The 26,317-nt window shown below is 70.7% G+C and carries 21 protein-coding genes and 1 pseudogene; 13 read left to right on the top strand and 9 right to left on the bottom strand.

Annotation, left to right across the window (positions count from 1 at the left end):
- The first annotated feature begins 366 nt into the window (after positions 1–366).
- Both gltB and ACYUED_RS11325 read left to right on the top strand, forming a co-directional pair.
- Positions 367–4,968 (top strand): glutamate synthase large subunit, encoded by a 4,602-nt coding sequence (gene gltB / locus ACYUED_RS11330; RefSeq protein WP_491292150.1) that lies wholly within the window; start codon positions 367–369, stop codon positions 4,966–4,968.
- Positions 4,961–6,421 (top strand): glutamate synthase subunit beta, encoded by a 1,461-nt coding sequence (locus tag ACYUED_RS11325; RefSeq protein ID WP_491292149.1) that lies wholly within the window; start codon positions 4,961–4,963, stop codon positions 6,419–6,421. The genes gltB and ACYUED_RS11325 overlap by 8 nt, the downstream gene beginning before the upstream one ends.
- Before the next feature lie 158 nt (positions 6,422–6,579).
- On the opposite strand, the gene ACYUED_RS11320 is transcribed toward ACYUED_RS11325, so the two are convergent.
- Positions 6,580–7,512, bottom strand: a complete 933-nt coding sequence (locus tag ACYUED_RS11320; RefSeq protein ID WP_491292148.1) for a chitosanase — start codon at positions 7,510–7,512, stop codon at positions 6,580–6,582.
- A 36-nt stretch (positions 7,513–7,548) separates the two neighbouring features.
- Positions 7,549–8,460 carry a rhomboid family intramembrane serine protease gene (locus ACYUED_RS11315; protein WP_491292147.1) on the bottom strand — a complete coding sequence of 304 codons (912 nt, stop codon included), beginning with the start codon at positions 8,458–8,460 and terminating at the stop codon, positions 7,549–7,551.
- A 130-nt stretch (positions 8,461–8,590) separates the two neighbouring features.
- Between ACYUED_RS11315 and ACYUED_RS11310 the strand changes: the two genes are divergently transcribed.
- On the top strand, positions 8,591–9,139 hold the full coding sequence (locus tag ACYUED_RS11310; protein ID WP_491292146.1) for a HutD/Ves family protein: 549 nt from the start codon (positions 8,591–8,593) through the stop codon (positions 9,137–9,139).
- A 94-nt stretch (positions 9,140–9,233) separates the two neighbouring features.
- Positions 9,234–10,883 carry a cytochrome bc1 complex cytochrome b subunit gene (gene qcrB / locus ACYUED_RS11305; protein ID WP_491292145.1) on the top strand — a complete coding sequence of 550 codons (1,650 nt, stop codon included), beginning with the start codon at positions 9,234–9,236 and terminating at the stop codon, positions 10,881–10,883.
- Here qcrB and ACYUED_RS11300 read toward each other — a convergent pair.
- Positions 10,858–11,865 (bottom strand): acyl-CoA dehydrogenase family protein, encoded by a 1,008-nt coding sequence (locus tag ACYUED_RS11300; protein ID WP_491292144.1) that lies wholly within the window; start codon positions 11,863–11,865, stop codon positions 10,858–10,860. The genes qcrB and ACYUED_RS11300 overlap by 26 nt on opposite strands.
- Positions 11,865–13,004 carry an acyl-CoA dehydrogenase family protein gene (locus ACYUED_RS11295; protein ID WP_491292143.1) on the bottom strand — a complete coding sequence of 380 codons (1,140 nt, stop codon included), beginning with the start codon at positions 13,002–13,004 and terminating at the stop codon, positions 11,865–11,867. The genes ACYUED_RS11300 and ACYUED_RS11295 overlap by 1 nt, the downstream gene beginning before the upstream one ends.
- Positions 13,005–13,052: 48 nt before the next feature.
- Here ACYUED_RS11295 and ACYUED_RS11290 point away from each other — a divergent pair, with 48 nt between their 5' ends.
- Genes ACYUED_RS11290 through ACYUED_RS11280 form a run of 3 tightly spaced genes read left to right on the top strand, consistent with a single transcriptional unit; the run spans position 13,053 to position 15,683 of the window.
- Positions 13,053–13,844 carry an SDR family oxidoreductase gene (locus ACYUED_RS11290; RefSeq protein WP_491292142.1) on the top strand — a complete coding sequence of 264 codons (792 nt, stop codon included), beginning with the start codon at positions 13,053–13,055 and terminating at the stop codon, positions 13,842–13,844.
- Between the two features lie 26 nt (positions 13,845–13,870).
- A complete protein-coding gene (locus ACYUED_RS11285; RefSeq protein WP_491292141.1) occupies positions 13,871–14,482 on the top strand; it encodes a TetR/AcrR family transcriptional regulator in 612 nt (203 codons plus the stop codon).
- A 43-nt stretch (positions 14,483–14,525) separates the two neighbouring features.
- Entirely contained in the window at positions 14,526–15,683 is a 1,158-nt protein-coding gene (locus ACYUED_RS11280; RefSeq protein WP_491292140.1) for an acetyl-CoA C-acetyltransferase, read from the top strand.
- Positions 15,684–15,886: 203 nt separating this feature from the next.
- Here the strand turns inward: ACYUED_RS11280 and ACYUED_RS11275 are convergent, their stop codons facing one another.
- From ACYUED_RS11275 to ACYUED_RS11260, 4 genes are read right to left on the bottom strand one after another with little or no spacing between them, the layout of a single operon-like run.
- A complete protein-coding gene (locus tag ACYUED_RS11275) occupies positions 15,887–16,942 on the bottom strand; it encodes an NAD(P)H-dependent flavin oxidoreductase (RefSeq protein WP_491294211.1) in 1,056 nt (351 codons plus the stop codon).
- A complete protein-coding gene (locus ACYUED_RS11270) occupies positions 16,942–17,715 on the bottom strand; it encodes a CoA-transferase subunit beta (protein ID WP_491292139.1) in 774 nt (257 codons plus the stop codon). The genes ACYUED_RS11275 and ACYUED_RS11270 overlap by 1 nt, the downstream gene beginning before the upstream one ends.
- Positions 17,712–18,548 carry a CoA transferase subunit A gene (locus ACYUED_RS11265; protein WP_491292138.1) on the bottom strand — a complete coding sequence of 279 codons (837 nt, stop codon included), beginning with the start codon at positions 18,546–18,548 and terminating at the stop codon, positions 17,712–17,714. Before ACYUED_RS11265 ends, ACYUED_RS11270 begins: the two co-directional genes overlap by 4 nt.
- Complete coding sequence (locus ACYUED_RS11260; RefSeq protein ID WP_491292136.1) at positions 18,549–19,307, bottom strand: enoyl-CoA hydratase family protein; 759 nt, start codon at positions 19,305–19,307, stop codon at positions 18,549–18,551.
- A 100-nt stretch (positions 19,308–19,407) separates the two neighbouring features.
- On the opposite strand from ACYUED_RS11260, the gene ACYUED_RS11255 reads away from it, so the two are divergent.
- Both ACYUED_RS11255 and ACYUED_RS11250 read left to right on the top strand, forming a co-directional pair.
- Positions 19,408–20,166 (top strand): SDR family oxidoreductase, encoded by a 759-nt coding sequence (locus ACYUED_RS11255; protein WP_491292135.1) that lies wholly within the window; start codon positions 19,408–19,410, stop codon positions 20,164–20,166.
- A gap of 1 nt (position 20,167) precedes the next feature.
- Positions 20,168–21,073 carry an SDR family oxidoreductase gene (locus ACYUED_RS11250; protein ID WP_491292134.1) on the top strand — a complete coding sequence of 302 codons (906 nt, stop codon included), beginning with the start codon at positions 20,168–20,170 and terminating at the stop codon, positions 21,071–21,073.
- Between the two features lie 86 nt (positions 21,074–21,159).
- Here the strand turns inward: ACYUED_RS11250 and ACYUED_RS11245 are convergent, their stop codons facing one another.
- Complete coding sequence (locus tag ACYUED_RS11245; protein ID WP_491292133.1) at positions 21,160–22,059, bottom strand: hypothetical protein; 900 nt, start codon at positions 22,057–22,059, stop codon at positions 21,160–21,162.
- Between the two features lie 160 nt (positions 22,060–22,219).
- Between ACYUED_RS11245 and ACYUED_RS11240 the strand changes: the two are divergent.
- From ACYUED_RS11240 to pepN, 4 genes and pseudogenes are all read left to right on the top strand, one after another.
- Positions 22,220–22,528: pseudogene (locus ACYUED_RS11240) on the top strand (helix-turn-helix domain-containing protein); the annotation flags it as partial.
- 102 nt (positions 22,529–22,630) lie between these two features.
- The gene (locus ACYUED_RS11235) at positions 22,631–22,981 is read left to right on the top strand and encodes a chorismate mutase (protein ID WP_491294210.1); all 351 of its coding nucleotides are present in this window, start codon (positions 22,631–22,633) and stop codon (positions 22,979–22,981) included.
- A gap of 139 nt (positions 22,982–23,120) precedes the next feature.
- Positions 23,121–23,672 (top strand): response regulator, encoded by a 552-nt coding sequence (locus ACYUED_RS11230; protein WP_491292132.1) that lies wholly within the window; start codon positions 23,121–23,123, stop codon positions 23,670–23,672.
- A gap of 81 nt (positions 23,673–23,753) precedes the next feature.
- Entirely contained in the window at positions 23,754–26,285 is a 2,532-nt protein-coding gene (pepN, locus tag ACYUED_RS11225) for an aminopeptidase N (protein WP_491292131.1), read from the top strand.
- Positions 26,286–26,317 lie beyond the last annotated feature (32 nt).

Raw genomic sequence — 26,317 nt, 5'->3', positions numbered from 1 at the left:
GCTACAAGTTATGCGTTGGGCCGCATAAGTAGCCGTTACTCACTGGTTTCGAATGCTTAACCACTGGGCATGAGCCGTAAGCGCTGTGGGCAATGAGGCTTGCCGCGCACCTGCGGGGTGGCGAAGACGCTCCCCCCGCGCACGGGCCGTCGGACATCGATCTGTTCGCATCGGTCCCCATAGCTTCCACCGTCGGTCGCGGTATCCCACCGCGATCCCTCGGTGTCCGCATGTTGGAACGAGATATCCCGGTTCCCGAGATCCGCTCCATCATGTAACCTGCACGAAATTTTGCACTCAAGCAGAGGGCCAACGTCGTCCCTCGGCAATCTGCATATGCCATATGAGACGACGACGGGAGAGCCGATGCGTACGCCGCGCCAGCCGTCCCAGCATTCCGCGAATGGCCAGAACTGGTCCTTCATGGATGCTCGCCCTGCTGCGCAGGGTATGTACGACCCCCGCAACGAACACGACGCGTGCGGCGTCGGCTTCGTGGCCACCCTCACCGGCGAGGCGTCCCACACCTTGGTCGAGCAGGCCTTGACGGTGCTGCGGAACCTCGAGCACCGCGGCGCCACCGGCTCCGAGCCCGACTCCGGCGACGGCGCCGGCATCCTCTCCCAGGTTCCCGACGCCTTCTTCCGTGAGGTGGCCGGATTCGAACTGCCGGAGGCGGGTGGATACGCCGTCGGTATCGCCTTCCTGCCCGAGGACGGCACCCAGGACGCCGTCTCGCAGATCGAGACGATCGCCGGCGAGGAGGGCCTCACGGTTCTCGGCTGGCGCGAGGTTCCGGTCGCCCCGGAACTGCTCGGTGCCACGGCCCGTTCGACGATGCCCGCCTTCCGGCAGATCTTCGTCACGGACGGCCTGAGCAAGGACATCGACCTCGACCGCAAGGCCTTCGTGCTGCGCAAGCGCGCCGAGCGTGAGGCCGGTGTCTACTTCCCGTCCCTCTCGGCCCGCACCATTGTCTACAAGGGCATGCTGACCACCGGTCAGCTGGAGCCCTTCTTCCCGGACCTGTCCGACCGCCGCTTCGGCTCGGCCGTCGCCCTGGTCCACTCGCGCTTCTCCACGAACACCTTCCCGTCGTGGCCGCTCGCGCACCCGTACCGCTTCGTCGCGCACAACGGCGAGATCAACACCGTCAAGGGCAACCGCAACTGGATGGTCGCCCGCGAGTCGCAGCTGGTCTCGGACCTGTTCGGGGACAAGGGCCTGGAGCGGGTCTTCCCGATCTGTACGCCGGACGCCTCCGACTCCGCGTCCTTCGACGAGGTGCTCGAACTCCTGCACCTGGGCGGCCGTTCACTGCCGCACTCCGTGCTGATGATGATCCCGGAGGCGTGGGAGAACCACGACTCCATGGACCCGGCCCGCCGTGCCTTCTACAACTTCCACTCCACGATGATGGAGCCCTGGGACGGCCCGGCCTGCGTCACCTTCACCGACGGCAAGCAGGTCGGCGCGGTCCTCGACCGCAACGGCCTTCGCCCCGGCCGCTACTGGGTCACCGACGACGGCCTCGTCGTCCTCGGCTCCGAGGTCGGCGTCCTCGACATCGACCCGTCCAAGGTCGTGCGCAAGGGCCGGCTGCAGCCCGGCCGGATGTTCCTCGTCGACACCGTCGAGCACCGCATCATCGAGGACGACGAGATCAAGGCCGGCCTCGCCGCCGAGCAGCCGTACGCCGAGTGGCTGGAGGCCGGGGAGATCGAGCTCTCGGACCTGCCCGAGCGCGAGCACATCGTGCACACGCACGCCTCGGTCACCCGCCGTCAGCAGACCTTCGGTTACACCGAGGAGGAGCTGCGCGTCATCCTGGCGCCGATGGCCAAGGCCGGTGCCGAGCCGATCGGTTCGATGGGCACGGACTCGCCGATCGCCGCGCTGAGCGAGCGCCCGCGACTGCTCTTCGACTACTTCACCCAGCTGTTCGCGCAGGTCACCAACCCGCCGCTGGACGCCATCCGCGAGGAACTCGTCACCTCGCTGCGCTCGTCGCTGGGCCCCGCGAGCAACCTGCTGGAGCCGAGCGCCGCCTCGTGTCGCTCGGTGACCCTGCCCTTCCCGGTCATCGACAACGACGAGCTGGCCAAGCTCATCCACATCAACGCCGACGGCGACATGCCCGGCTTCAAGGCCGCGACGCTCTCCGGCCTGTACCGGGTCTCCGGCGGCGGCGACTCCCTCGCCGCGCGCATCGACGAGATCTGCGCCGAGGCCGACGCCGCCATCGGCAACGGCGCCCGGCTGATCGTCCTGTCGGACCGCCACTCCGACGCCGAGCACGCGCCGATCCCGTCGCTGCTGCTCACCGCGGCCGTCCACCACCACCTCATCCGCACCAAGCAGCGCACCCACGTGGGCCTGCTGGTCGAGGCCGGCGACGTCCGCGAGGTCCACCACGTCGCACTGCTCATCGGCTTCGGCGCCGCGGCCGTGAACCCGTACCTGGCGATGGAGTCCGTCGAGGACCTGGTCCGCGCGGGCACCTTCCTCTCGGACATAGAGGCCGAGCAGGCCATCCGCAACCTGATCTACGCCCTCGGCAAGGGCGTCCTGAAGGTCATGTCCAAGATGGGCATCTCGACGGTCGCCTCCTACCGAGGCGCCCAGGTCTTCGAGGCCGTCGGTCTCGACGACACCTTCGTCGGGAAGTACTTCAACGGCACGGCCACCAAGATCGGCGGCGTCGGCATCGACGTCATCGCCAAGGAGGTCGCCGCCCGCCACGCGAAGGCGTACCCGGCCTCGGGCATCGCGCCCGCGCACCGCGCCCTCGACATAGGCGGCGAGTACCAGTGGCGCCGCGAGGGCGAGCCGCACCTGTTCGACCCGGAGACGGTCTTCCGCCTGCAGCACTCCACGCGCACCGGGCGCTACGACGTCTTCAAGCAGTACACGAACCGTGTGAACGAGCAGTCCGAGCGGCTCATGACGCTCCGCGGGCTCTTCGGCTTCAAGTCCGACAGGCAGCCGATCTCCATCGACGAGGTCGAGCCGGTCTCCGAGATCGTCAAGCGGTTCTCGACCGGTGCCATGTCGTACGGCTCCATCTCGCGCGAGGCGCACGAGACCCTCGCCATCGCCATGAACCAGCTGGGCGCCAAGTCCAACACCGGTGAGGGCGGCGAGGACCCGGACCGTCTCTACGACCCGGCTCGCCGGTCCGCCATCAAGCAGGTCGCCTCCGGCCGCTTCGGCGTGACCTCCGAGTACCTGGTCAACGCGGACGACATCCAGATCAAGATGGCGCAGGGTGCCAAGCCCGGCGAGGGCGGCCAGCTGCCCGGCCACAAGGTGTACCCCTGGGTCGCCAAGACCCGGCACAGCACCCCTGGCGTGGGTCTGATCTCCCCGCCGCCGCACCACGACATCTACTCCATCGAGGACCTGGCGCAGCTGATCCACGACCTCAAGAACGCGAACCCGCAGGCGCGGATTCACGTCAAGCTGGTCTCCGAGGTCGGTGTCGGCACGGTCGCGGCGGGTGTGTCCAAGGCGCACGCGGACGTCGTCCTCATCTCGGGTCACGACGGTGGCACGGGTGCCTCCCCGCTGACCTCGCTGAAGCACGCGGGCGGTCCCTGGGAGCTCGGCCTCGCCGAGACCCAGCAGACGCTGCTGCTCAACGGCCTGCGCGACCGCATCGTCGTACAGACCGACGGTCAGCTGAAGACCGGCCGTGACGTCGTCATCGCCGCGCTGCTGGGCGCCGAGGAGTTCGGTTTCGCGACCGCGCCGCTCGTCGTCTCCGGCTGCGTCATGATGCGCGTCTGCCACCTGGACACCTGCCCGGTCGGCATCGCCACCCAGAACCCGACCCTCAGGGACCGGTTCGCCGGCAAGGCCGAGTACATCGTCAACTTCTTCCAGTACATCGCCGAAGAGGTCCGCGAGATCCTCGCCGAGCTGGGCTTCCGCACCATCGAGGAGGCCGTCGGCCACGCCGAGACGCTCGACGTCACGCGTGCCGTCGACCACTGGAAGGCGCAGGGCCTCAACCTGGAACCGCTGTTCCACGTGCCGGCGCTGGCCGAGGGCGCGGTGCGCCACCGGGTCATCGAGCAGGACCACGGCCTGGAGAAGGCGCTCGACAACGAGCTGATCAAGCTCTCCGCCGACGCCCTGGCCGCGTCCAGCGCGATCGACGCCCAGCCGGTGCGCGCCCAGGTCGCGATCCGCAACATCAACCGCACGGTCGGCACCATGCTCGGCCACGAGGTGACGAAGAAGTTCGGTGGTGCGGGCCTGCCCGACGACACCATCGACATCACCTTCACGGGTTCGGCGGGCCAGTCCTTCGGTGCCTTCCTTCCGCGCGGTGTCACGCTGCGCCTGGAGGGCGACGCCAACGACTACGTCGGCAAGGGCCTCTCCGGCGGCCGCGTCGTCGTCCGCCCGGACCGGGGCGCCGACCACCTCGCCGAGTACTCGACGATCGCGGGCAACACCATCGCCTACGGCGCGACGGGCGGCGAGCTGTTCCTGCGCGGTCGTACGGGCGAGCGGTTCTGTGTCCGCAACTCCGGCGCGACGGTCGTCTCGGAGGGCGTGGGCGACCACGGCTGCGAGTACATGACCGGCGGTCACGCGGTGGTCCTCGGTGAGACGGGCCGCAACTTCGCGGCCGGCATGTCGGGCGGTATCGCGTACGTCATCGACCTGGACGTCGACAACGTCAACGTCGGCAACGCCGGCGCGGTCGAGGCCCTCGACGACACCGACAAGCAGTGGCTGCACGACGTGGTCCGCCGCCACCAGGAGGAGACGGCCTCCACGGTCGCCGAGAAGCTGCTCGCCGAGTGGGACACCCCTGGAGGAGGGGCCGACCGCTTCAGCAAGATCATCCCCAGCACGTACAAGGCAGTGCTCGCCGCCAAGGACGCCGCCGAGCGAGACGGTCTGTCCGAGACCGAGATCACCGAGAAGATGATGGAGGCGGCGATCAATGGCTGACCCGAAGGGCTTTCTGAACCACGGCCGTGAGGTCGCCAGGTCCCGCCCCGTCGACGAGCGCCTGAAGGACTGGAACGAGGTCTACGTCCCCGGCTCGCTGCTGCCGATCATCAGCAAGCAGGCCAGCCGGTGCATGGACTGCGGCATCCCGTTCTGCCACAACGGCTGTCCGCTCGGAAACCTCATCCCCGAGTGGAACGACTACGCCTACCGCGAGGACTGGGGCGCCGCCTCCGAGCGCCTGCACGCGACGAACAACTTCCCGGAGTTCACGGGCCGCCTGTGCCCCGCTCCGTGCGAGTCGGCGTGTGTGCTCGGCATCAACCAGCCGGCCGTCACCATCAAGAACGTCGAGGTCTCGATCATCGACAAGGCGTGGGAGACCGGTGACGTCGCCCCGCAGATCCCCGAGCGCCTCTCCGGCAAGACGGTCGCGGTCATCGGCTCGGGCCCGGCGGGCCTGGCCGCCGCCCAGCAGCTGACCCGGGCCGGCCACACCGTCGCCGTCTACGAGCGCGCGGACCGCATCGGAGGCCTTCTCCGGTACGGCATCCCCGAGTTCAAGATGGAGAAGCGGCACATCAACCGCCGTATCGAGCAGATGCGCGCGGAGGGCACCCGCTTCCGTACGGGCATCGAGATCGGCCGCGACCTCAAGGCGACCGATCTGAAGAAGCGGTACGACGCCGTCGTCATCGCCGCCGGTGCGACGACCGCCCGTGATCTCCCGGTCCCCGGCCGCGAGCTCAAGGGCGTCTACCAGGCGATGGAGTACCTGCCCCTGTCCAACAAGGTCCAGGAGGGCGACTACGTCACCGCCCCGGTCTCGGCCGAGGGCAAGCACGTCGTGGTCATCGGCGGCGGCGACACCGGCGCGGACTGCGTGGGCACCGCCCACCGCCAGGGCGCGGCCTCGGTGACGCAGCTGGAGATCATGCCGCGCCCGGGCGAGGAGCGGAACCCGGGCCAGCCGTGGCCGACGTTCCCGATGCTCTACAAGGTCACCTCCGCGCACGAGGAGGGCGGCGAGCGGGTCTACTCCGTCTCCACCACCCACTTCGAGGGCGACGAGGACGGCAACGTCCAGTGGCTGCACCTCTCCGAGGTCGAGTTCATCGACGGCAAGCTGACCCCGAAGCCGGGCACGGAGCGCAAGATCCCCGCCCAGCTGGTCACGCTGGCGATGGGCTTCACGGGCACCGACCGCGACAACGGCCTGGTCGAGCAGTTCGGCCTGGACCTCGACGAGCGCGGCAACATCGCCCGCGACGCCGACTTCCGGACCAGCGTCCCCGGCGTCTTCGTCGCAGGTGACGCGGGCCGCGGCCAGTCCCTCATCGTGTGGGCGATCGCGGAGGGCCGTTCGGCCGCCCGCGGCACCGACCGCTTCCTGACCGGAGCCAGCGACCTGCCGGCCCCGATCCGCCCGACGGACCGTTCCCTGATGGTCTGACGGTCCCTCATATACGTCCCGTACAAAGGCGTACGGGCGGGTTTCTGGGGGACACCCCCAGGCCCCCCACGCACGGCGCTTGCCCTGTCCCCGACCGGACGATGGGCAGGCGCCGTCGCATGTCCGGATGAGGCCGGGGGCCGGGTTGCCGGGTGCCCCTACGGCACCTTGTACGTCTCCCCGTACACCTGCCACGTCAGCGGCGTCTTCAGGTCGAGGTTCCCGTCGTACAGGAACCGTCGCTGGGCGGTGTCGACGCGGGAGGTGTCGATGTCGGGCCGCTTCGTCCTCATGGCGTTGACGCGGATGTCCAGGAAGATGTCCAGGTAGTTCTTCTCCGAGCCGCCCCGCGACGGGGTGTCCGCCTCCCGCATCGCGCGTTCACGCAGGCCGTAGAAGCTGGTCGAGCCCGTGCCGGGGCCGTGGAAGACCATGGCGTCGTAGTAGATGAACTGGCCCAGTGTGCCGAGGCCGTCGAGTTTGGCGAGGCGGACCGCCGGGCCGAAGTAGACGCGGTCGCGTTCCTCGTCCTGGGCCTTGCGGAAGGCGGGCAGCTCGGCCTCGGCCTTCCAGGCGGCCGGGAAGCCCGGGTCCAGGCCCTCGTGGGAGTCCGTGCCGTCGACCTTGTGCAGGGCGGGGAGGTAGCGGGCGAGGCCGTTGCCGGGGTGGGCCTTGGTGTAGCGCTCGACCAGGGTGAGCAGGTCGTGGGTGCCGGTGCAGAAACCGACCGTGCCGGCCGTGTACCCCTGGCCGTCGCCGATGTCCTCCACGTAGCCGTAGGCGCTGCGCCAGTCGAGGGTCGAGTTCTCGGCGCTGGCCACGAGTTCCTGTGCCAGTTCCCTCTCGGCGGGGGCGGCGAGGCCGGCGGGCGGGTCGGCGATCACCTGGTCGTCCTCCGACTTCTCCCGCTCGGCCCGGCGCTTGGCGTGCTTGGCGTCCGCGGCGGCGTGCGGCGCGGCGGAGCGGGACGGGGAGGGGGAGGCGGAGGTCTTCGACGCGCCGTCGGGGGAGTGCGCGGGCGTGAAGACGTAGACCCCCGCCGTGATGACGACGGGGAGAGCCGCGAACACGAGACAACCGGCACGCTTCATGGCGCACACACTACGTGCACATATTTCATGGGTCGATCACATGGCCAGTTCGGCGGCCTTCGCCATCGCCAGGACCACCAGCAGTACCAGCAGGGCGAGACAGGCGCCGGCCTGGACCGGAGTGCGGCGCCGGTCCCGGGGCGCGTACGCGTACGCCACCGTCACCACGGCGCCCGCCAGCAGGCCGCCGAGGTGGCCCTGCCAGGACGTGAGGCCCGCGGAGATCAGCAGCCACACCAGCAGGCCCGCCATGAAGCGGTTGACCTGGCTCATGTCGGCGCCGAGGCGGCGGGCCATGACGTAGTACGCCGCCCCGAGCCCGAAGATCGCGCCGGACGCGCCGAGCGTGGGGGTGTCGGGCGCGATCAGCAGGACGAGAACCGAGCCGCCGAGCGCGGACAGCAGGTAGAGCGTGAGGTAGCGGACCCGGCCCAGTTGGGACTCCACCACCCGGCCGATGTTCCACAGCGACACCATGTTCATCACGATGTGCAGGATCCCGAACGTCCCCTCGGCGACCGGCAGATGCAGGAACGCGCCGGTCAGCAGGCGGTACCACTCGCCGTCCACGATGCCCTCGGTGTGGTAGTCCGAGGGGTGGTTCGCCAGCCACTGGTAGTGACCCCCGTCGGGTCCGACCAGCCCCCGGCCCAGCATCTCGAACCGGTCCACGACCGCCGGACGCACCAACTCGGCCAGGTACACGAGCACGTTGAGCCCGATCAGGGCGTACGTCACCACGGGTGCGCCCGTGATCCGGCCACCGAACGCCGTGCGCGCCTGCCGCACCGACCGCGCGCCCTCCTTCACGCACTCCGGGCACTGGTGGCCGACGGCCGCCTCCCGCATGCAGTCCGGGCAGATGTACCGGTCGCAGCGGGTGCAGCGGACGTGGGACTCCGCTTTGGGATGGCGATAGCAGGTGGTGACGGCGGACTCGGACTCCACGTACGGCTCCAGCGGAAAAGGGTGGTCAGAGGGCGGGTGGGCCGGTGGGGTCGGCGGCGAACAAAATAGCGAATGCAGGTGAACGGTGGGAGCCTGGTTCCATGATTGTGATCTTTCGGCGGGTCGTCCGGTGACCCTCCTGTTCCCAGCCGCCGAACGGACCGCCGTGCCCTGGAAGAACGGCGGCGGCATCACCCGCGAGATCGCCGTCCGGCCCGACGGCGCGGGCATGGACGACTTCGACTGGCGGGTGAGCCTGGCCGAGGTCGGCGCGGACGGGCCCTTCTCCGCCTTCCCCGACGTCGACCGCACGCTGACCGTCGTGGAGGGCGCGGGCATGGACCTCACGGTCGGCGGCGAGCGACGGCTCGTCGATGCCCGTCACGTACCGCAGGACTTCCGGGGCGACGTCCCGACCGACTGCCGCCTGCTGCGCGGCCCCGTGGTGAACCTCAACGTCATGTGGCGCCGAAGCGGTGGCCGGACGGCCCCGACGGTGGCCGTCGTCAGCGGGCGCCTCCCGCTGGCCGGGGACACCCTGGTCGTCGTGCTCGACGGCACCGCGGAGGTGGCCGGCCGGAGCCTCGCGCGGTACGACGCCGTGCTGCTGACCGGCGAGGACGCGGTGCTGCACGCAGGAGGCCGTACGGCGGTGATCGGGGTCGGCGGGCGGGGCTGAGGCGAGGGAGTCACTCGCGTGGCCGTCGGTACCGTTGGCTTGGCCGTCCCACCATGTCACCCTGAGGATGATCCGACGGGGAGGCGACGAACCCATGGACGGCGCACGATCGGGGAACGAGGCGGCGGCTTCCGCGCGCAGGGAGCCGGAAGGCAAGGGCGAGAAGCTCGCGAACTGGGCCGACGGGCGGCTGGGGCTCTTCGGCCTGGCCAGGGCCAACATGCGCAAGGTCTTCCCCGACCACTGGTCCTTCATGCTGGGGGAGGTCTGCCTCTACAGCTTCCTCATCCTGATCCTCACCGGCATCTATCTCACCCTGTTCTTCGAACCGAGCGGCGTCGAGGTGATCTACCACGGCTCGTACGTCCCGCTCAACGGCGTCTCGATGACCCGGGCCTACGAGTCCACACTCGACATCAGCTTCGACGTGCGCGGCGGGCTGCTGATCCGGCAGATCCACCACTGGGCCGCGCTGGTCTTCGTCACGGGCATGCTCGTGCACATGATGCGGGTGTTCTTCACCGGCGCGTTCCGCAAGCCGCGTGAGATCAACTGGCTGTTCGGCTGGACCCTGCTGATGCTCGGCATCATCACCGGCCTGACCGGCTACTCGCTCCCCGACGACCTGCTGTCCGGCACCGGCATCCGCTTCGCCGACGGCGCGATCCTGTCGATCCCCATCGTCGGGACGTATCTGTCGATGTTCCTGTTCGGCGGCGAGTTCCCGGGGCACGACATCATCTCGCGGCTCTTCCCGATCCATGTCCTGCTGCTGCCGGGGATCATGCTGGGCCTGGTGGTCGCCCATCTGATCCTGGTCTTCTACCACAAGCACACGCAGTACCCGGGGCCCGGACGCGACCAGAAGTCCGTGGTCGGCATGCCCTTCCTGCCGGTCTACATGGCGAAGGCGGGCGGTTTCTTCTTCCTCGTCTTCGGTGTGCTGGCGGTCATGGGCGGCATCGCCAGCATCAACCCCGTGTGGGCCTTCGGACCCTACCGTCCGGACCTGGTGACCACCGGCGCCCAGCCCGACTGGTATCTCGGCTTCTCCGAGGGCCTGATCCGGGTGATGCCGGGATGGGAGCTCAACTTCTGGGGCCACACCCTCGAACCGGGCGTCTTCATCCCCTTCTCGCTGTTCCCGCTGATCCTGCTCGCCCTCGGCCTGTACCCCTTCGTCGAGGCCTGGGTCACCGGCGACAAGCGTGAGCACCACATCCTGGACCGGCCGCGCAACGCCCCCGTCCGCACCGGCCTGGGCGTCGCCTGGCTGAGCCTGTACGTGGTGCTGCTGATCGGCGGCGGCAACGACATCGTGGCCACACATCTGCATCTCTCCATCAACGCGATCACCTGGTTCGTGCGGATCTCCTTCTTCGTGATGCCGGTGGTCGCGTTCCTCGTCACCAAGCGGGTCTGCATGGGGCTGCAGCGCCGGGACCGGGACAAGGTGCTGCACGGCAGGGAGAGCGGCACCATCCGGCGGCTGCCGCACGGCGAGTTCGTCGAGGTGCACGAACCCCTCGAACAGGACCAGCTGTTCACCCTCACCCAGCACGAGCAGAACGCGCCCTACGAGGTCGGCCCGCTCGTGGACGCCAACGGCGTGCGCCGGCAGGTCAAGCCGGGCCAACGGGTACGGGCCCGGCTGGCCAGGGCCATGTTCGGGTCCGATTCGCACATCCCGAAACCGACGGCGGAGGAGTACCGGGAGCTCACCAGCGGCGATCACCACCACTGAGGACCAGGGCCCGGCACTCCCGGGGTCCGCCCCACGCGGTGCGCAGGGCGCGCGCCTTGGTCAGCCACAGGGACAGGTCGTACTCCGCCGTGTAGCCGATCGCGCCGTGCAGCTGCAGGGCCGCGCGGGCGGTGGTGTACGCCGCCTCGCATGCCGTGACCTTGGCGGCGGCGATGTCGGCCGCAGTCATCGTCAGGGCGGCGCCGAACAGCACGGCGCGCGCGAACTCCAACGCGATCTTCGCATCGGCCAGCCGGTGCTTGACCGCCTGGAACGAACCTACGGGGACGCCGAACTGGCTGCGCTGCCCGACGTGGAGGACGGTCCGATCCAGCAGCGCCAGCCCGACACCGAGGGCCTGCGCGGCGGTGGCGAGGCGCCCCCGGGCCAGGGCGTGGGCGGCGGCTCCGGGGACCTGCGGACCCGATGCGAGGAGCTTCCCGCCGGGCGGGAGGGGGAACAACCGGCGGGCGGGATCGAGGGAGCGGCGGACTTCGGCCGCTCGGACCGGGGGCGCGAGGTACAGGCCGGTGGTTCCCGACGGCCCGGTCAGCGGTACCGGCCCGGTCAGCCGTACGTCCGCCATGTCCGCGTCCAGGGCGTACGGCCCCGGCGCCAGCGTCGCCGTCGACTCGCCGGAGGCCAGCGTGGGCAGGAGGCGTTCGGCCGGGCCGGGGTCGTCCAGTCCGGTGAGCAGCGCCGCCGCGGCGACCGTCTCCACCAGCGGGCCTGGCACGGCGTGCCGCCCCAACTCGACGAAGGCGACGACGAGTTCGACGGGCCCGGCGCCCAGCCCGCCGCACTCCTCGGGGACCGTCAGCGCGAACACGCCCGCGTCGGCGATGCGGGACCACAGTGCGCGGCCGCTCCCGTGCTCGCCGCGACTCCAGTCCCGTACGACCGAGGGAGTGCCGGCGGCCGTCAGCATCGCGTCCAGCGAGTCGGCGAACGCCCGCTGCCCGGCATCGAGGACGAAGCGCATCAGCGGCGTCCCTTCGGCAGGCCGAGGAGGCGCTCGGCGACGATGTCGCGCTGGATCTCGTTCGTGCCCGCGTAGATCGGGCCGGCGAGGGAGAAGACATAGCCCTGGGCCCAGTCGGAGTCCGCCGACTCGCCCTCGTCGCCGAGGAGATCGAGCGCGGTCTCGTGCAGCGCGATGTCGTACTCGGACCAGAAGACCTTGTTCAGGCTGGACTCCGGGCCGAGGGAGGCGCCCTGAAGGAAACGGGAAGCGGCCGCGTACGTGAAGAGCTGGTACGCCCGGGCGCCGATCAGGGCGTCCGCCACCCGGTCATGGGCGGACGGCGGGCTTCCCTGCCGCCGCCACAGTCCGCTCAGCCGGTCCGCGGCTGCCAGGAAACGGCCGGGGGAGCGGAGCATCAGACCCCGTTCGTTGCCCGCCGCCGACATCGCGATGCGCCAGCCCTCGCCGGGCTCACCGATCACGTCGCGGTCCGGCACGAACACCTCGTCCAGGAACAGCTCGGCGAACGCCGGCTTCCCGTCGAGCCGGCCGATCGGGCGCACCGTGACACCGGGCGCGCGCAGGTCGAACATCAGGTACGTCAGCCCCTGATGGGGTTTCGGCGCCTTGCGGTCGCTGCGGAACAGTCCGAAGGCGCGGTCCGCGAAGGCCGCCCGCGACGACCACGTCTTCTGCCCGCTCAACCGCCAGCCGCCGTCCGTGCGCACCGCCTTCGACCGCAGGGACGCCAGGTCCGAGCCCGCCTCAGGCTCCGACCACGCCTGCGCCCAGACCACCTCGCCGGTCGCCATGGGGGGCAGTACGCGCGCTCGCTGCTCCTCGGTGCCGTGGTCGAAGAGGGTGGGGGCGAGCAGACTGATCCCGTTCTGGCCGACCCGGCCCGGGGCGCCCGCCGCCCAGTACTCCTCCTCGAAGGCCAGCCAGCCGATCAGGCCGGTCTCCCTCCCGCCGTACCGTGCCGGCCAGTTGACGACCGACCAGCGCTCCGCGGCCAGTTCGGCCTCCCACGCGCGATGCGCCGCGAATCCCTCCGCGGTCTCCAGGGACGGCAGGGGGGAGCCCGGCACATGGGCCGCGAGCCAGGTCCGGGCCTCGGCTCGGAAGGCCTTCTCTTCCTCTGCGAACGCGAGATCCATCGGCCGCCATCCTTCCCTAACAAGTGTTTGGTAGGTTAGCGTGGCGCTATGACAGTCGTCGAGAGCCCTGTGTACGAGCCGGGGCACGGGCTGCTGAAGGGGCGCACGGCCGTCATCACCGCGGCTGCCGGAGCGGGCATCGGCGGCGCGAGCGCGCGACGCTTCCTGGAGGAGGGAGCGCGTGTGCTGATCAGCGACGCGCACCCGCGGCGGCTGAAGGAGCACGCGGCCGAACTGGCCGGCGAGTTCGGGCCGTCCTCAGTTGCGGCCCTGCCGTGCGACGTCACCGACCAGGGGCAGGTGGAAGCCCTGTTCGAGGCTGCCGTGAGGGAGCACGGGCGGCTTGACATCGTCGTCAACAACGCGGGCCTGGGCGGCACGTCGGACCTCGTGGACATGAGCGACGAGCAGTGGTCGAAGGTGCTGGACGTGACCTTGACGGGGACGTTCCGGTGCACCCGCGCGGCCCTGCGCGTCTTCCGTGAGGAGGGGAGCGGCGGCGTGATCGTCAACAACGCCTCCGTCGTCGGCTGGCGTGCCCAGGCGGGACAGGCGCACTACGCCGCCGCCAAGGCGGGGGTGATGGCACTGACCCGGTGCGCGGCGCTGGAGGCGACGGCCTACGGGGTGCGGGTCAACGCCGTGTCGCCGAGCCTCGCCATGCATCCGCACCTGGTGAAGGTGACCACTCCCGAACTGCTGGAGGAGTTGACCGCGCGCGAGGCCTTCGGGCGGTACGCGGAGCCCTGGGAGGTGGCCAACGTGATCGTGTTTCTGGCGTCCGGATACTCCTCGTACATGACCGGAGAGGTCGTCTCCGTCAGCAGCCGGCACCCCTGAGGACCGGAGCGGATGACAATGGACCCGTGCCGACCAAGAAGAAGCCCCAGGTGACCGCGGCCCCCGCCCGACGCCGTGAACTCCTCGACACCGCCGCCGAGGTCTTCGCCGAGCAGGGCTACAACGCCACCACCGTACGCAAGATCGCGGACCACGCAGGCATGCTCGCGGGCAGCCTCTACTACCACTTCGACTCCAAGGAATCGATGCTGGAGGAGATCCTGCGCACCTTCCTCGACGAGCTCTGGAGCGGCTACGACACCGTCCTGGAGGCCGAGTCGGGACCGCGGGAAACCCTGGAGGCCCTGGTCATCGAGTCGTTCCGGGAGATCGACCGGCACCGCGCCGCCGTCGCGATCTACCAGAAGGAGAGCAAGCAGCTTCTCGCTCAGGAGCGGTTCGTGTTCCTCGCCGAGTCGCAGCGCAAGTTCGAGAAGGCGTGGCTGTCCACGCTGGAGCGCGGGGTCGCCGCCCGAGTCTTCCGGGCCGACCTCGACGTCCGGCTCACTTACCGGTTCGTGCGCGACACCGTGTGGGTGGCCGCGTCCTGGTACCGGCCCGGCGGGCAGCACAGCCCGGAGGAGATCGCCCGGCAGTACCTCTCGATGGTGCTGGACGGGATCGCCGTACGCGCATAGCCCTTTCACGTTCCACGTGCCCCTTTTCCGTGAGGGAGTCGTCATGGCCGAGGCCTACATCGTCGAAGCGGTCCGCACGCCCGTCGGGCGGCGCCGGGGAGGGCTGAGCGGGGTGCATCCAGCCGACCTCGGTGCCCATGTGCTGAAGGAGCTGATGGCCCGCTCGGGCGTGGACCCGGCCGCCGTCGAGGATGTCGTTCTCGGCTGTCTGGACGCGGTGGGGCCGCAGGCCGGGGACATCGCGCGGACCTGCTGGCTGGCGGCCGGACTGCCCGAGGAGGTGCCGGGCGTGACCGTCGACCGGCAGTGCGGGTCCTCGCAGCAGGCCGTGCACTTCGCGGCGCAGGCCGTGCTGTCCGGCACGCAGGACCTGGTGGTCGCGGGCGGTGTGCAGAACATGTCGCAGATCCCCATCGCCTTCGCGACCCGCCAGGCCGCCGAGCCGCTGGGTTTCACACAGGGTCCCTTCGCGGGCAGCGAGGGCTGGCGGGCACGGTACGGGGACCGGCCGGTGAACCAGTTCGCCGGAGCCGAGATGATCGCCTCGAAGTGGGGCATCAGCCGCCAGGACCAGGAGGAGTTCGCGCTCCGGTCGCACCAGCGGGCGCTCCGGGCCATCGACGAGGGCCGCTTCGAGCGGGAGACCGTCGCCCACGGCTCGGTCGCCGTCGACGAGGGACCCCGCCGGGACACCTCCCTGGCGAAGATGGCCGCACTCAAGCCGGTCCTCGACGGCGGCACCGTCACCGCCGCCTGCTCCTCCCAGGTCTCCGACGGCGCGGCGGCCATGCTGCTCGCCTCCGAGCGCGCGGTGCGCGAGCACGGGCTCACGCCACGCGCGCGTGTGCACCATCTCTCCGTGCGCGGTGAGGACCCCATCCGCATGCTGTCCGCACCGATACCGGCCACCGCCCACGCCCTGAAGAAGACCGGCCTGACGATCGACGACATCGACCTGGTCGAGATCAACGAAGCCTTCGCCCCGGTCGTCCTGGCCTGGCTGAAGGAGACCGGCGCCGACCCGGAGAAGGTCAACGTCAACGGCGGCGCCATCGCCCTCGGCCACCCCCTCGGCGCGACCGGCGTCAAGCTGATGACGACCCTGCTGCACGAGTTGGAACGCACCGGCGGCCGCTTCGGCCTGCAGACCATGTGCGAGGGGGGCGGCCAGGCCAATGTGACGATCATTGAACGGGTCTGACCGGGGGCAGGGGCCGGTGGCCGGTGGTCGGTCCCCGGGTGCGGGTGACGGGTGCGGGCGACGGGTGGCAGCCGACCGCCAGCGGGTGACAGCTGACGGGCGAGGGGTGACAGCCGACGCCGACAGCCGACAGCCGACAGCCGACGAATGACCGCCGACCGTCGGCGGGGCGACCACCCCACGGGCGACGGGCGCGTGTGGAATCAGCGGCTGAGGGAGAAGCCCAGCGTCTGTGCGGTTTTCGTGGCCTGGGCCATTACCCCTTCCACCAGCTCCGCGCACGACGGCAGATCCTCGATCACCCCCGCGACCTGGCCCGACGCCATCACCCCGAGGTCCGTGCGGCCGTCCACCATCGCCGACTTCAGCAGCATCGGGGTGTTCGCGGCGAGAAGGACCTGGCTCCAGGACAGGTCCTTCCCATGCTTCAGGGCGAGACCGTCACGGACCAGCCGCGGCCAGGTGAGCCCGGACAGCTTCCGGAAGGCCGCCGCCCGGCGAACGGCGTGGAACAGGGCCCGCGCGTGACCGGAGTTCTCCAGGGAGGACACCAGGTCCGTACGCAGCATCCGGTGCGGCAGCCCGTCGACCGCCGTCGTCACCGTCACGTCCTTCACCATCGCGGCCAGATACCTCGCCTTCACCGCGTCCGGCACCGTCGAGTCCGAGGTCAGCAGGAACCGCGTGCCCATCGCGACCCCCGCCGCCCCGTACGCCAGCGCCGCGACCAGCCCCCGCCCGTCGAAGAAGCCGCCCGCCGCCACGACCGGTATCCGCACCGCGTCCACCACCTGCGGCAGCAGGACGGTCGTCGCGACCTCGCCGGTGTGCCCGCCCCCCTCACCGCCCTGCACGATCACGGCGTCCGCGCCCCACGCCGCGACCTTCTCGGCGTGCCTGCGGGCACCGATGGAGGGGATGACGACGACGCCCGCCTCCTTCAGCTCCGCGATCAGCTCGGCGGACGGGGCGAGCGCGAAGGAGGCCACCCGCACGCCCTCCTCGATCAGGATCCGCACCCGGTCGCCGGCGTCCGAGGCGTCCGCCCGCAGATTCACCCCGAACGGCGCGTCCGTACGGGACCTGACCTCCCTTATCGCCTCGCGCAGCCGGTCGACGGGCATGGTCGCGGAGGCCAGGATGCCCAGCGCGCCCGCGTTCGCCGACGCCGAGACCAGGCGCGGGCCCGCCACCCAGCCCATGCCCGTCTGCACGATCGGGTACCGGACCCCGACCAGCCGGGTGAGCGCCGTCTCCATCACGCATCGACCTCCCTGCCACGGGTGCCGGCCGGGTCGATGACCTCGCGGATGAGCCGGAGTTCCTCGGGGGTCGGTTCACGGGGCGGCGGTATGTCGTCCGGGACCGTCAGCTCGAAGGCGGTGGCCTCCCTGACCTGGTCCGGCGAGACACCCGGATGCAGCGAGGCGAGCCGCATCGAGCGGTCGCCGGTGTCGAAGTCGAAGACGCCCAGGTCGGAGACGACACGCGGGATGCGGTGGAAGCGGGCCGTGTCAGGATGCGCGGCCGCATGGTCGTATCCGACTCCGCAGATCATGTCGACCTTCTCGACGAAGACCCGCCGGGAGTGTCTCGGCACCCAGTAACTGGTCGGATTGTTGAGGGTGTTGACCGGGGCGCCCCGCACCCCGAGCAGTTGCCGCCTGGGCCTCTCCCAGTCGCCGATGCACGAGATGTTCTGGTTGCCGAACCGGTCGATCTGGCTCGCGCCCATCATCACGTGCCGCCGGCCGCCGGTGACCAGGGCCAGATGCTGCCGGTAGGGGAGCCAGCCCTCGACGGTGCCGTCCAGGCCGACCAGCAGTGCCTCGCCGTCGGTGAGCAGCAGGTCGGGCGCGAAGGTGCGCTTGGCGAGCCGTGCGCCGATCGACGGGATCACACCCATCGGGCTCGCCAGGATCTCGCCCGCGTCGCGCCAGGCCTCGGCGCAGGCGATCACGCAGTACTCGGCACGCGTGGGTGCGGGAAGAGGGGCGCCGCCGGCAAGAGGGGTGCCGGTGGTGTCGCTCATGTCTCCTCCCCGGCGGCCGACCGGTACGCCTGCTCGTCCCCCGCGAGGAAGCGCGCGGCGAACTCCGGCCAGGGCGTGGACGCATACCGTTTCTGGAAGGCCTCGTCCCGGCCGTAGTCGGGTGCGCAGGACGTGAAGTGCGCGCCGTTCGGTGCCTCGACGACACCGGTCACCGTGTGACGCTTGACGAGCAGCGTCTGCGGTGCGGCCTCCTTCGTCAACTCGGCCGTGTCGACGATTCGTTCGCACGAGAGGTAGGCCGTGTCCGCCGCCTCGCAGAACAGGTCGTCGAAGTACGGGTCCGGGCCCAGATACTGCCCGTTGCCCAGCCGGTCGGCGCGGTTGACGTGCACCAGGGCCGCGTCCAGTCGCAGGGCGGGCATCGCCACGAACGTCTCCCCGTCCTCGTACGGCGAAGTGACCGTCCTCAGGCCCGGGGCGACCCGCATCACGTCCGAGCCGATGCCGGCCCGCACCGGCAGGAACGGCAGCCGGTTCGCGGCCGCGTGCAGTCCCCACATGAACATCGCCTCGTCGATCTCCGTGAGTTCGAAGGCGCCCCGCTCGCGGGCCGCGCGGTAGTGCGGTTCCAGCGGGATCGAGTCGAGGGTGACGAAGGCCGTCACCAGCTTCCGCAGCCGGCCGGCCGCCGCCAGCATGCCGACGTCCGGGCCGCCGTACGAGACGACCGTGAGGTCGGTGACGTCCGACCGCAGCAGCGCTCTCACCAGGGCCATCGGCTTGCGCCGCGATCCCCAGCCGCCGATGCCGAGGGTCATGCCGCTCTCCAGACGGGAGACGACCTGCTCGGCGGTCATCGTCTTGTCACTCATCTACCCACCCTCCTTCCCGAACGTGTCCCTGACCCGGTCGGCCACCCCGACCGCGCTCGCCTCGAACGTGAACCCCTGTTCGAAGCGGTAGCTGCGGCGCACGTCGACCGGGTCGATGCCGTTGATGGCGGCCTTGGCCAGGCGCAGCAGCTCCCCGTCCTTGGCGGCTATCTCGCGCGCCAATTCCAGTGCGGCGGTGTGCAGTTCCTCGCGCGGCACCACGCGCCACACCGAGCCGTGTGCGTGCAGCTCGGCCGCGGTCGCGGTGCGCGAGGTGTAGTACAGCGCGCGCATCAGGTGCTGCGGGACCAGACGGGCCAGATGCGTCGCCGCGCCCAGGGCGCCCCGGTCCAGCTCCGGCAGGCCGAAGACGGCGTCCTCGCTCGCCACGATCACGTCCGCGTTCCCCACCAGTCCGATGCCGCCGCCCAGGCAGAAGCCCTGCACCGCCGCCACCACCGGCACCGCGCACTCGTACACCGCCGCGAACGCCTCGAAGCAGCCGCGGTTGGCGCCGACCAGTGCGCTCGGTCCTTGTGCCTGTATCTCCTTGATGTCCACGCCCGCGTTGAACCCCCGCCCCGGTGCGGTCAGCACCACGCACCGCACCTGCGGGTCGCGGCCCGCCGTGCGCACGGCGTCGGCCAGGGCGAACCAGCCGTCCACCGGCAGCGCGTTCACCGGCGGGAAGTCGACCGTCACGACCGCGATTCCCTCTTTCTCGGGCCCCTTTTCCGGTGACGAGGTGGAGACACCCATGCGCGCATCAGCTACCTTTCCAACCAACGCCTTTCCACCAAACATTTGTTAGGTGTGAGGCTTCGAAGCTAGCAGCCGTCGGATCGGAGCGGGAAGGCCTGTGGATAACTTGCGCCGGCCGCAGCTGAGCGGCAGGACCGTCGTCGTCACCGGCGGCACTCGCGGCGTCGGGGCCGGGATCGCGAAGGCCTTCGTCGAGGCCGGCGCGCGAGTCGTCGCCTGTGCCCGCAGACCGCCCGAAGCGCCCGCCGAGGGTGTCGAGTTCGCCCCGGTGGACCTGCGCGATCCGCCCTCCGTACGCGCCTTCTTCGACGCGCTGCCCCGACTCGACGTCCTCGTCAACAACGCGGGCGGCGGCCCCTACCGGCGGCTGGCCGACGCGGACGCCGAACGGCACGCGCGCGTACTCGAACTGAACCTCGTCGCTCCGCTGACGGCCTCCCTCGCCGCGTACGAGCACCTCAGACGGGCCGGGGGCACCGTCGTGATGGTCGGCAGCGTCAGCGGCAGCCGCCCCTCGCCCGGTTCGGCGGCGTACGGGGCGGCCAAGGCGGGCCTGGAGAACCTCGCCCGGTCAATGGCCGTGGAGTGGGCGCCCCGGGTCCGCGTGAACACCCTCGTCGTCGGCATGGTCCGCACCGAGCTGGCCCACCTCCACTACGGCGACGAGGACGCCGTCGAGGCGGTCTCCCGCACGGTGCCGCTCGGCCGCCTCGCCACGCCCGCCGACGTCGGCGCGGCCGCCGTCTTCCTCGCCTCCGACGCGGCCGCCTACATCAGCGGGGCGAGCCTGCTGGTGCACGGGGGCGGGGAGCGGCCGGCGTTCCTGGACGCGGCAACCGCCAACAAGGAGACGTGAGATGAGCGGAATCTGCGACGGCCGGGTCGTGGTCGTCACCGGCGCCGGCCGTGGGCTCGGGCGCGCACACGCGCTCGCGTTCGCGGCGCAGGGCGCGCGGCTGGTGGTCAACGACCTGGGCGTCGGGCTGGACGGGACACCCGGCCCCGACAGCCCGGCCGGCCGGGTCGTGGACGAGATCCGCGCGGCGGGCGGCGAGGCGGTCGCCCACGGCGGCGACATCGCCACCACCGACGGCGCGTCCTCCCTGATCACCACGGCCCTCAAGACGTACGGCCGGCTCGACACCCTCGTCAACAACGCCGGCTACCTGCGCGACCGGATGCTCGTCAACCTCGACGAGGACGACTGGGACGCCGTTGTGCGTGTCCACCTGAGAGGCCACTTCCTGCCGCTGAAGCACGCCGCAGCGCACTGGCGGGCGCAGGCCGGGGCAGGACGCATGCCGACGGCCCGGATCGTCAACACCAGCAGCGGAGCCGGGCTGCTGGGATCGGTCGGGCAGGGAAACTACAGCGCCGCGAAGGCCGGCATCGTCGGGCTCACGCTGGTCGCCGCGGCCGAACTCGCCCGCTACGGCGTCCAGGTCAACGCGATCGCGCCCGCGGCCCGGACGCGGATGACGGAAGGCGCCTTCGCCGACAGGATGACGGCGCCCGTGTCCGGCTTCGACGCGATGGCCCCCGAGAACGTGTCACCGCTCGTCGTCTGGCTGGGCTCCGCCGCAAGCACCGGTGTGAGCGGACGGGTCTTCGAAACCGAGGGCGGCCGGATCACCGTCATGGAGGGCTGGCGGCCGGGGCCGAGCGCCGACAAGGAAGCGCGGTGGACCCCGGCGGAGGCAGGGGAGGCCGCACTGAAACTGCTCGCGCAGGCCGAGGCGCCAGGAGCGGTGTACGGGGCGTGAGGAGGCGGCGGGCGGCCGCGCCTGAAGGGTGACCCGCCCCCGCCTGCCCTACCCCTTCCGCCTGAAGTGCCGGACCCCGGACCTGGCTACGTGTCGCACTCCAGCACCGTCCTGCACAGCGCACACCGCGCGCGGACACGCCCCCGTACCGGCACCCTGATGCGCTGATGGCACGTGGGGCAGGGGAACGACACCCGCAGGGGGCCGCGGCCGTCGGGAGTGAAGGTGTACGGGGTTCCCGGGCGGGCGGACGCCGGGGCATGGGTGTCCTGGGCCTGGCGCCGGTCGCGGGCGTAGCGGCGGCGGCCCGCCCAGCCGGCCGCCGTCAGCGGGGGCTGCTGTTCGTCGTGGCGGGCCTGTGCCATGCCGCGGGTGTAGGCCTCGTAGGCCTGCGGGCTGGTGAACCAGATGGACGGGTCCTCGTCGAAGATCAGCGCACGCTTCGCCAGGACGTAACCGAATTCCTCGGGTGTCAGATAGCCGAGCTTCTGGGAGGACGCCGAGTCCTCCCGGTAGGCGTCCAGCAGCAGCCAGCCCGCCCCCAGGTATGTCGTCGCCGTGTCCGTGAGGATCTCGTTGTCACGGGTGCCCGGGAAGGACAGGCCCAGGCGGTGCAGATAGACATGCATGACCTCGTGGGCCAGGGCGGCGCCGATGTCGCGGCGGTGGGTGCGGAAACGGTCGTTCAGTTCGACGAAGTACTCGGGGCCCGCGGCGAGTTCGACGTTCGCCGCGTGCTGCATCTCGCGAAAGCCGACGATCATGCGGGCGTCCGGAAGGCGGTAGTGCCGGACGAGCTCGCGGGCCACCCGCTGCGCACCCAGATAGAGATCGTCCGTGTCGCCGAACGCCACGTCGGCGGGCGCCACGCTGCTCGAGAACGTGTGGATGGTGTCGTACGACAACCGCCTGTAGAGCGCGGTGATGGCGGCCCGCACCGTCTCCAGGTGTGGGTAGCCGTGCTCGACCGGTCCGCCGTTCGCCACGCCTGAACCCCCAAGACGCCCTGAACCCGATCCCACTCTACGGGGACGCGAGCGGATTTCCCCCTGGCCGGGATCCGGGACAAGCCGGGCGCCTGGCTCCGTACACGCAGGCGCCCAGACTCTCGACGGCCGGACAAGATGCTCTCGACGGCCGGACAGGATGCTCTCGACGGGACAGACGAGTCAGACGGGTCAGACGGGTCAGACGGGTCACACGGATCGCAGGGTGACCGTCCCCGTTCCGGCCGCGGCCGACTCCAACTCCAGCAGCCACACCTCGTTGTCCCCCTCCCGCGGATGTACCCCACCTGGATGCGGTTCTTCACGCCCGGACATCCGCCTGGGCCGCGCCGAGGAACTCCTCGCCGCCACCGAACCGCCCGTCGCCGCCGTCGCCCGCCGCGTCGGCTACGACGATCCGGCCTATTTCTCCCGGCCGTTCACCCGCCGCGTCGGCAAGCCCCCCGTCCGCCTCCGCGCGCAGCAGTACCACGCCGTCCCCGGCGGCTGGAGCGACCAGGTCCCCGACCCCGATGATCGAACCCTCGCCCGCCACGTAGGGTGGGTGCCCATGACCACCAGCAACACCGGCACCGGTGACGTGGACCCCGCCGTCCGCGCCGAACTCGCCCGGCTGCGCGACAGCATCGACAACATCGACGCGGCCGTCGTCCACATGCTCGCCGAGCGGTTCAAGGCCACCCAGCAGGTCGGCCACCTCAAGGCCGCACACCGGCTGCCGCCCGCCGACCCGGGCCGCGAGGCCCGCCAGATCGAGCGACTGCGCTCTCTCGCCGAGAGCGCCAAGCTGGACCCGGCGTTCGCTGAGAAGTTCCTGAACTTCATCATCGCGGAAGTGATCCGCCACCACGAACGCATCGCGGGCGATGCGGTGAACGGCTCCGCGCAGGCGGCCAATTGACCTCGTTGGACACCACAAAGGGCGTGACAGGAAGGCCCGCAGGGGGCATGCTGCGCTGTGCACTCCTTGTCAGCTGACGAGCACGCCACGTCAGCACCTCGACATAAGCTGGTTGTCCACGCGGGAGGGACGACGGGCCATGCCGGAAGCCAAGATCCTCATCGTGGACGACCACGAGGACACCCTGTACGCCCTGGAAAGCGCCCTGGCCCCGCTGGGCTATCTGCTGGGCTGCGCCACCAACGGCGACGAGGCCCTCAAGCAGGTGCTCCGCGGGCAGGTCGGCCTGCTCCTGCTGGACGTCCGCATGCCCGGCGTCAGCGGCCTGGACGTGGTCCGCTACATGCGCCGCGTGGAACAGACCCAGCACATACCGGTCATCCTGCTCACCGGCTTCGGCGTCGACCACGTACTGACCACCGCGGCCTTCGGACTCGGCGTCGCCGACCTCGTCATGAAACCCATCGACCCCTGGGCACTGCGCACCAAGGTCCGCTACCTGTACGACGCCCACCGCCGCTACCTCGACCTGGCGCAGGAGGTCCGCGACCTGCGGGCCCTGGTCAAGGACCACGCCGGGGCCGAGGAGCACGCCCCCCGCACGCCCGCCCTGCCCCACCCCGACACCCGCGTCCTGCTCCAGCGCGCGAACGAGACACTGGGCGGGGAGCTCGAAGGGGACCGCACATAGGGGACCGCTCACACGGGCGCGTACCCGCGCGTACCGATCCGCCCCTGTGCCTTGTCAGCGCCATCGGGCAGCATTGCCTGCATGTCCGTACTGACGCGCGACGAAGCGCAGACCCGTGCCAAGCTCCTCGACGTCCACCGCTACACGGTCGACCTCGATCTGACCACCGGCGACGAGACCTTCGACTCCCGGACCGTCATCCGCTTCACCACGCGCACGGACGCCGGCACCTTCGTCGAGCTCAAGCCCGCACAGCTGCGCTCCGTCACCCTCGACGGACAGCCCCTCGACCCGCAGACCCTGGACGGCAACAGGCTGCCCCTGAAGAACCTCACCGCCGGCGAGCACGAGCTGCGCATCGAGGCCGCCATGCGCTACTCCCGCACCGGCGAGGGCATGCACCGCTTCACCGACCCCACCGACGGCGAGACCTACCTCTACACGCAGCTGTTCATGGAGGACGTCCAGCGCGTCTTCGCCGCCTTCGACCAGCCCGACCTCAAGGCCGTCTTCGAGCTGACCGTCAAGGCCCCCGAAGCCTGGACCGTCCTCGCCAACAGCACCACCGAACACCTCGGCGAGGGCCACTGGCAGGCCGCTCCCACCCCCCTGATCCCCACCTACCTCGTCGCAGTCGCCGCAGGCCCCTGGCACTCCGTGCGCACCGAGCACCGCGACCTGCCCTTCGGCCTGCACTGCCGCCGCTCCCTGGCCCCCTACCTCGACGCGGACGCCGACGAACTCCTCGAGATCACCCGGCAGTGCTACGACCGGTACCACGAGAAGTTCGAGGAGCCCTACCCCTTCGACTCCTACGACCAGGCGTTCGTGCCCGAGTTCAACGCCGGCGCCATGGAGAACCCGGGCCTGGTCACCTTCCGCGACGAGTTCGTCTACCGCTCCGCCGTCACCGACACCGAACGCCAGACCCGCGCCATGGTCATCGCCCACGAAATGGCCCACATGTGGTTCGGCGACCTCGTCACCCTGCGCTGGTGGGACGACATCTGGCTGAACGAGTCCTTCGCCGAATACATGGGCTACCAGACCCTCAACGAAGTCAGCCCTGGGGGGTCTGGGGGGGAACCCCCCAGATGGAGGGGCACCGACACCTGGACCGACTTCGGTGTCGCCCGCAAGGCCTGGGGCTACGACGCCGACCAGCGCCCGTCCACTCACCCCGTAGCCCCCGAGAACGTCGACGACACGGCCTCCGCCCTCCTCAACTTCGACGGCATCTCCTACGCCAAGGGCGCCTCCGCACTACGCCAACTCGTCGCCTGGCTCGGCGAGAAGGACTTCCTCGCCGGCATCAACACCCACTTCGCGCGCCACAAGTTCGCCAACGCCACCCTCGCCGACTTCATCGACTCCCTCGCCTCCGCCACCGAGCGCGACGTGCACGCCTGGGCCGACGCCTGGCTGCGCACCACCGGCGTCGACACGCTCGGCGCGAAGGTCACCCCCGGCGACGAGGGCACCTGCACCCTGCGGGTCGAGCACACCGGCAGCCGCCCGCACCGCATCGCCGTCGGCCTCTACGACCAGGACATCGCCGACGAGGGCCGCCACCTCACCCTGCGCGAACGCCTCGACCTCGACGTCCCGCAGACCACACCCCAGCCCCTGGGCAAGCGCCCCGCCCTCCTCCTCCTGAACGACGGCGACCTCACCTACGCCAAGATCCGCTTCGACCCCGAGTCCTTCGAAGCGGTCCGCACCAGCCTCTCCGGCCTCCCCGACCCCCTCACCCGGGCCGTCGTCTGGAACGCCCTGCGGGACGCGGTCCGCGACGGCCAACTCCCGCCCACCGCCTACCTCGACACGGCCCGCACCCACCTCCCGCACGAGACCGACCTCGCCCTCGTCCAGGGCGCCCTCGCCTTCGCCGCCACCCACATCGTCGACCGCTACCTCACCCCCGAGCAGCGCCCCGCCGCCCTGGCCACCCTCTCCTCCCTGTGCCGCGACCTCATCCGCCGCACCGAGGACGGCGACAACCCCGGCCTGCGCCTGATCGCCGTACGCCACATCATCGACGTCGCCGCCCACCCCGACACCATCGCCGCCTGGCTCGCCGACGGCACCGTCCCCGGCGGCCCGGAGCTGGACCCCGAACTACGCTGGAGGGTCCTCGCCCGGCTCGCCGTCCTCGGCGCCACCGACGAGGCAGCCATCGCCGCCGAACTGGACCGCGACCCCTCCGCCACCGGCCAGGAGGGCGCCGCCCGATGCCGCGCCGCACTGCCCCACGAGCAGGCCAAGGCGCAGGCCTGGGAGGCCATGTTCGGAGGCGACGACCTCTCCAACTACCTCTTCGTCGCCACCGCCCAGGGCTTCTGGCAGCCCGAACAGGCCGACCTGGTACGGCAGTACGTGCCGCGCTACTACGACGACGCCGTGACCGTCGCCGCCCGCCGCGGCCCCGCCATCGCCGACGCCGCCGGCCGCTGGGCCTTCCCGGTGCACGCCGTCGACCCGGAGACACTCCGCCTGGGCGAGGCCTGCCTGAGCGACGCCGACCCCATCCCGTCCCTGCGCCGCAAACTGGCCGACCAACTCGACGACCTGGGACGGGCGTTGCGGGTGAGGGAGGTGAGGGGAGAGGGATAGGGCGAGCACGGGGGAGGGCGCCGGCTGTGGTT

It is taken from the genome of Streptomyces sp. DF42 (assembly GCF_058267695.1).
This window is presented reverse-complemented; position numbering and strand designations above follow the sequence as displayed.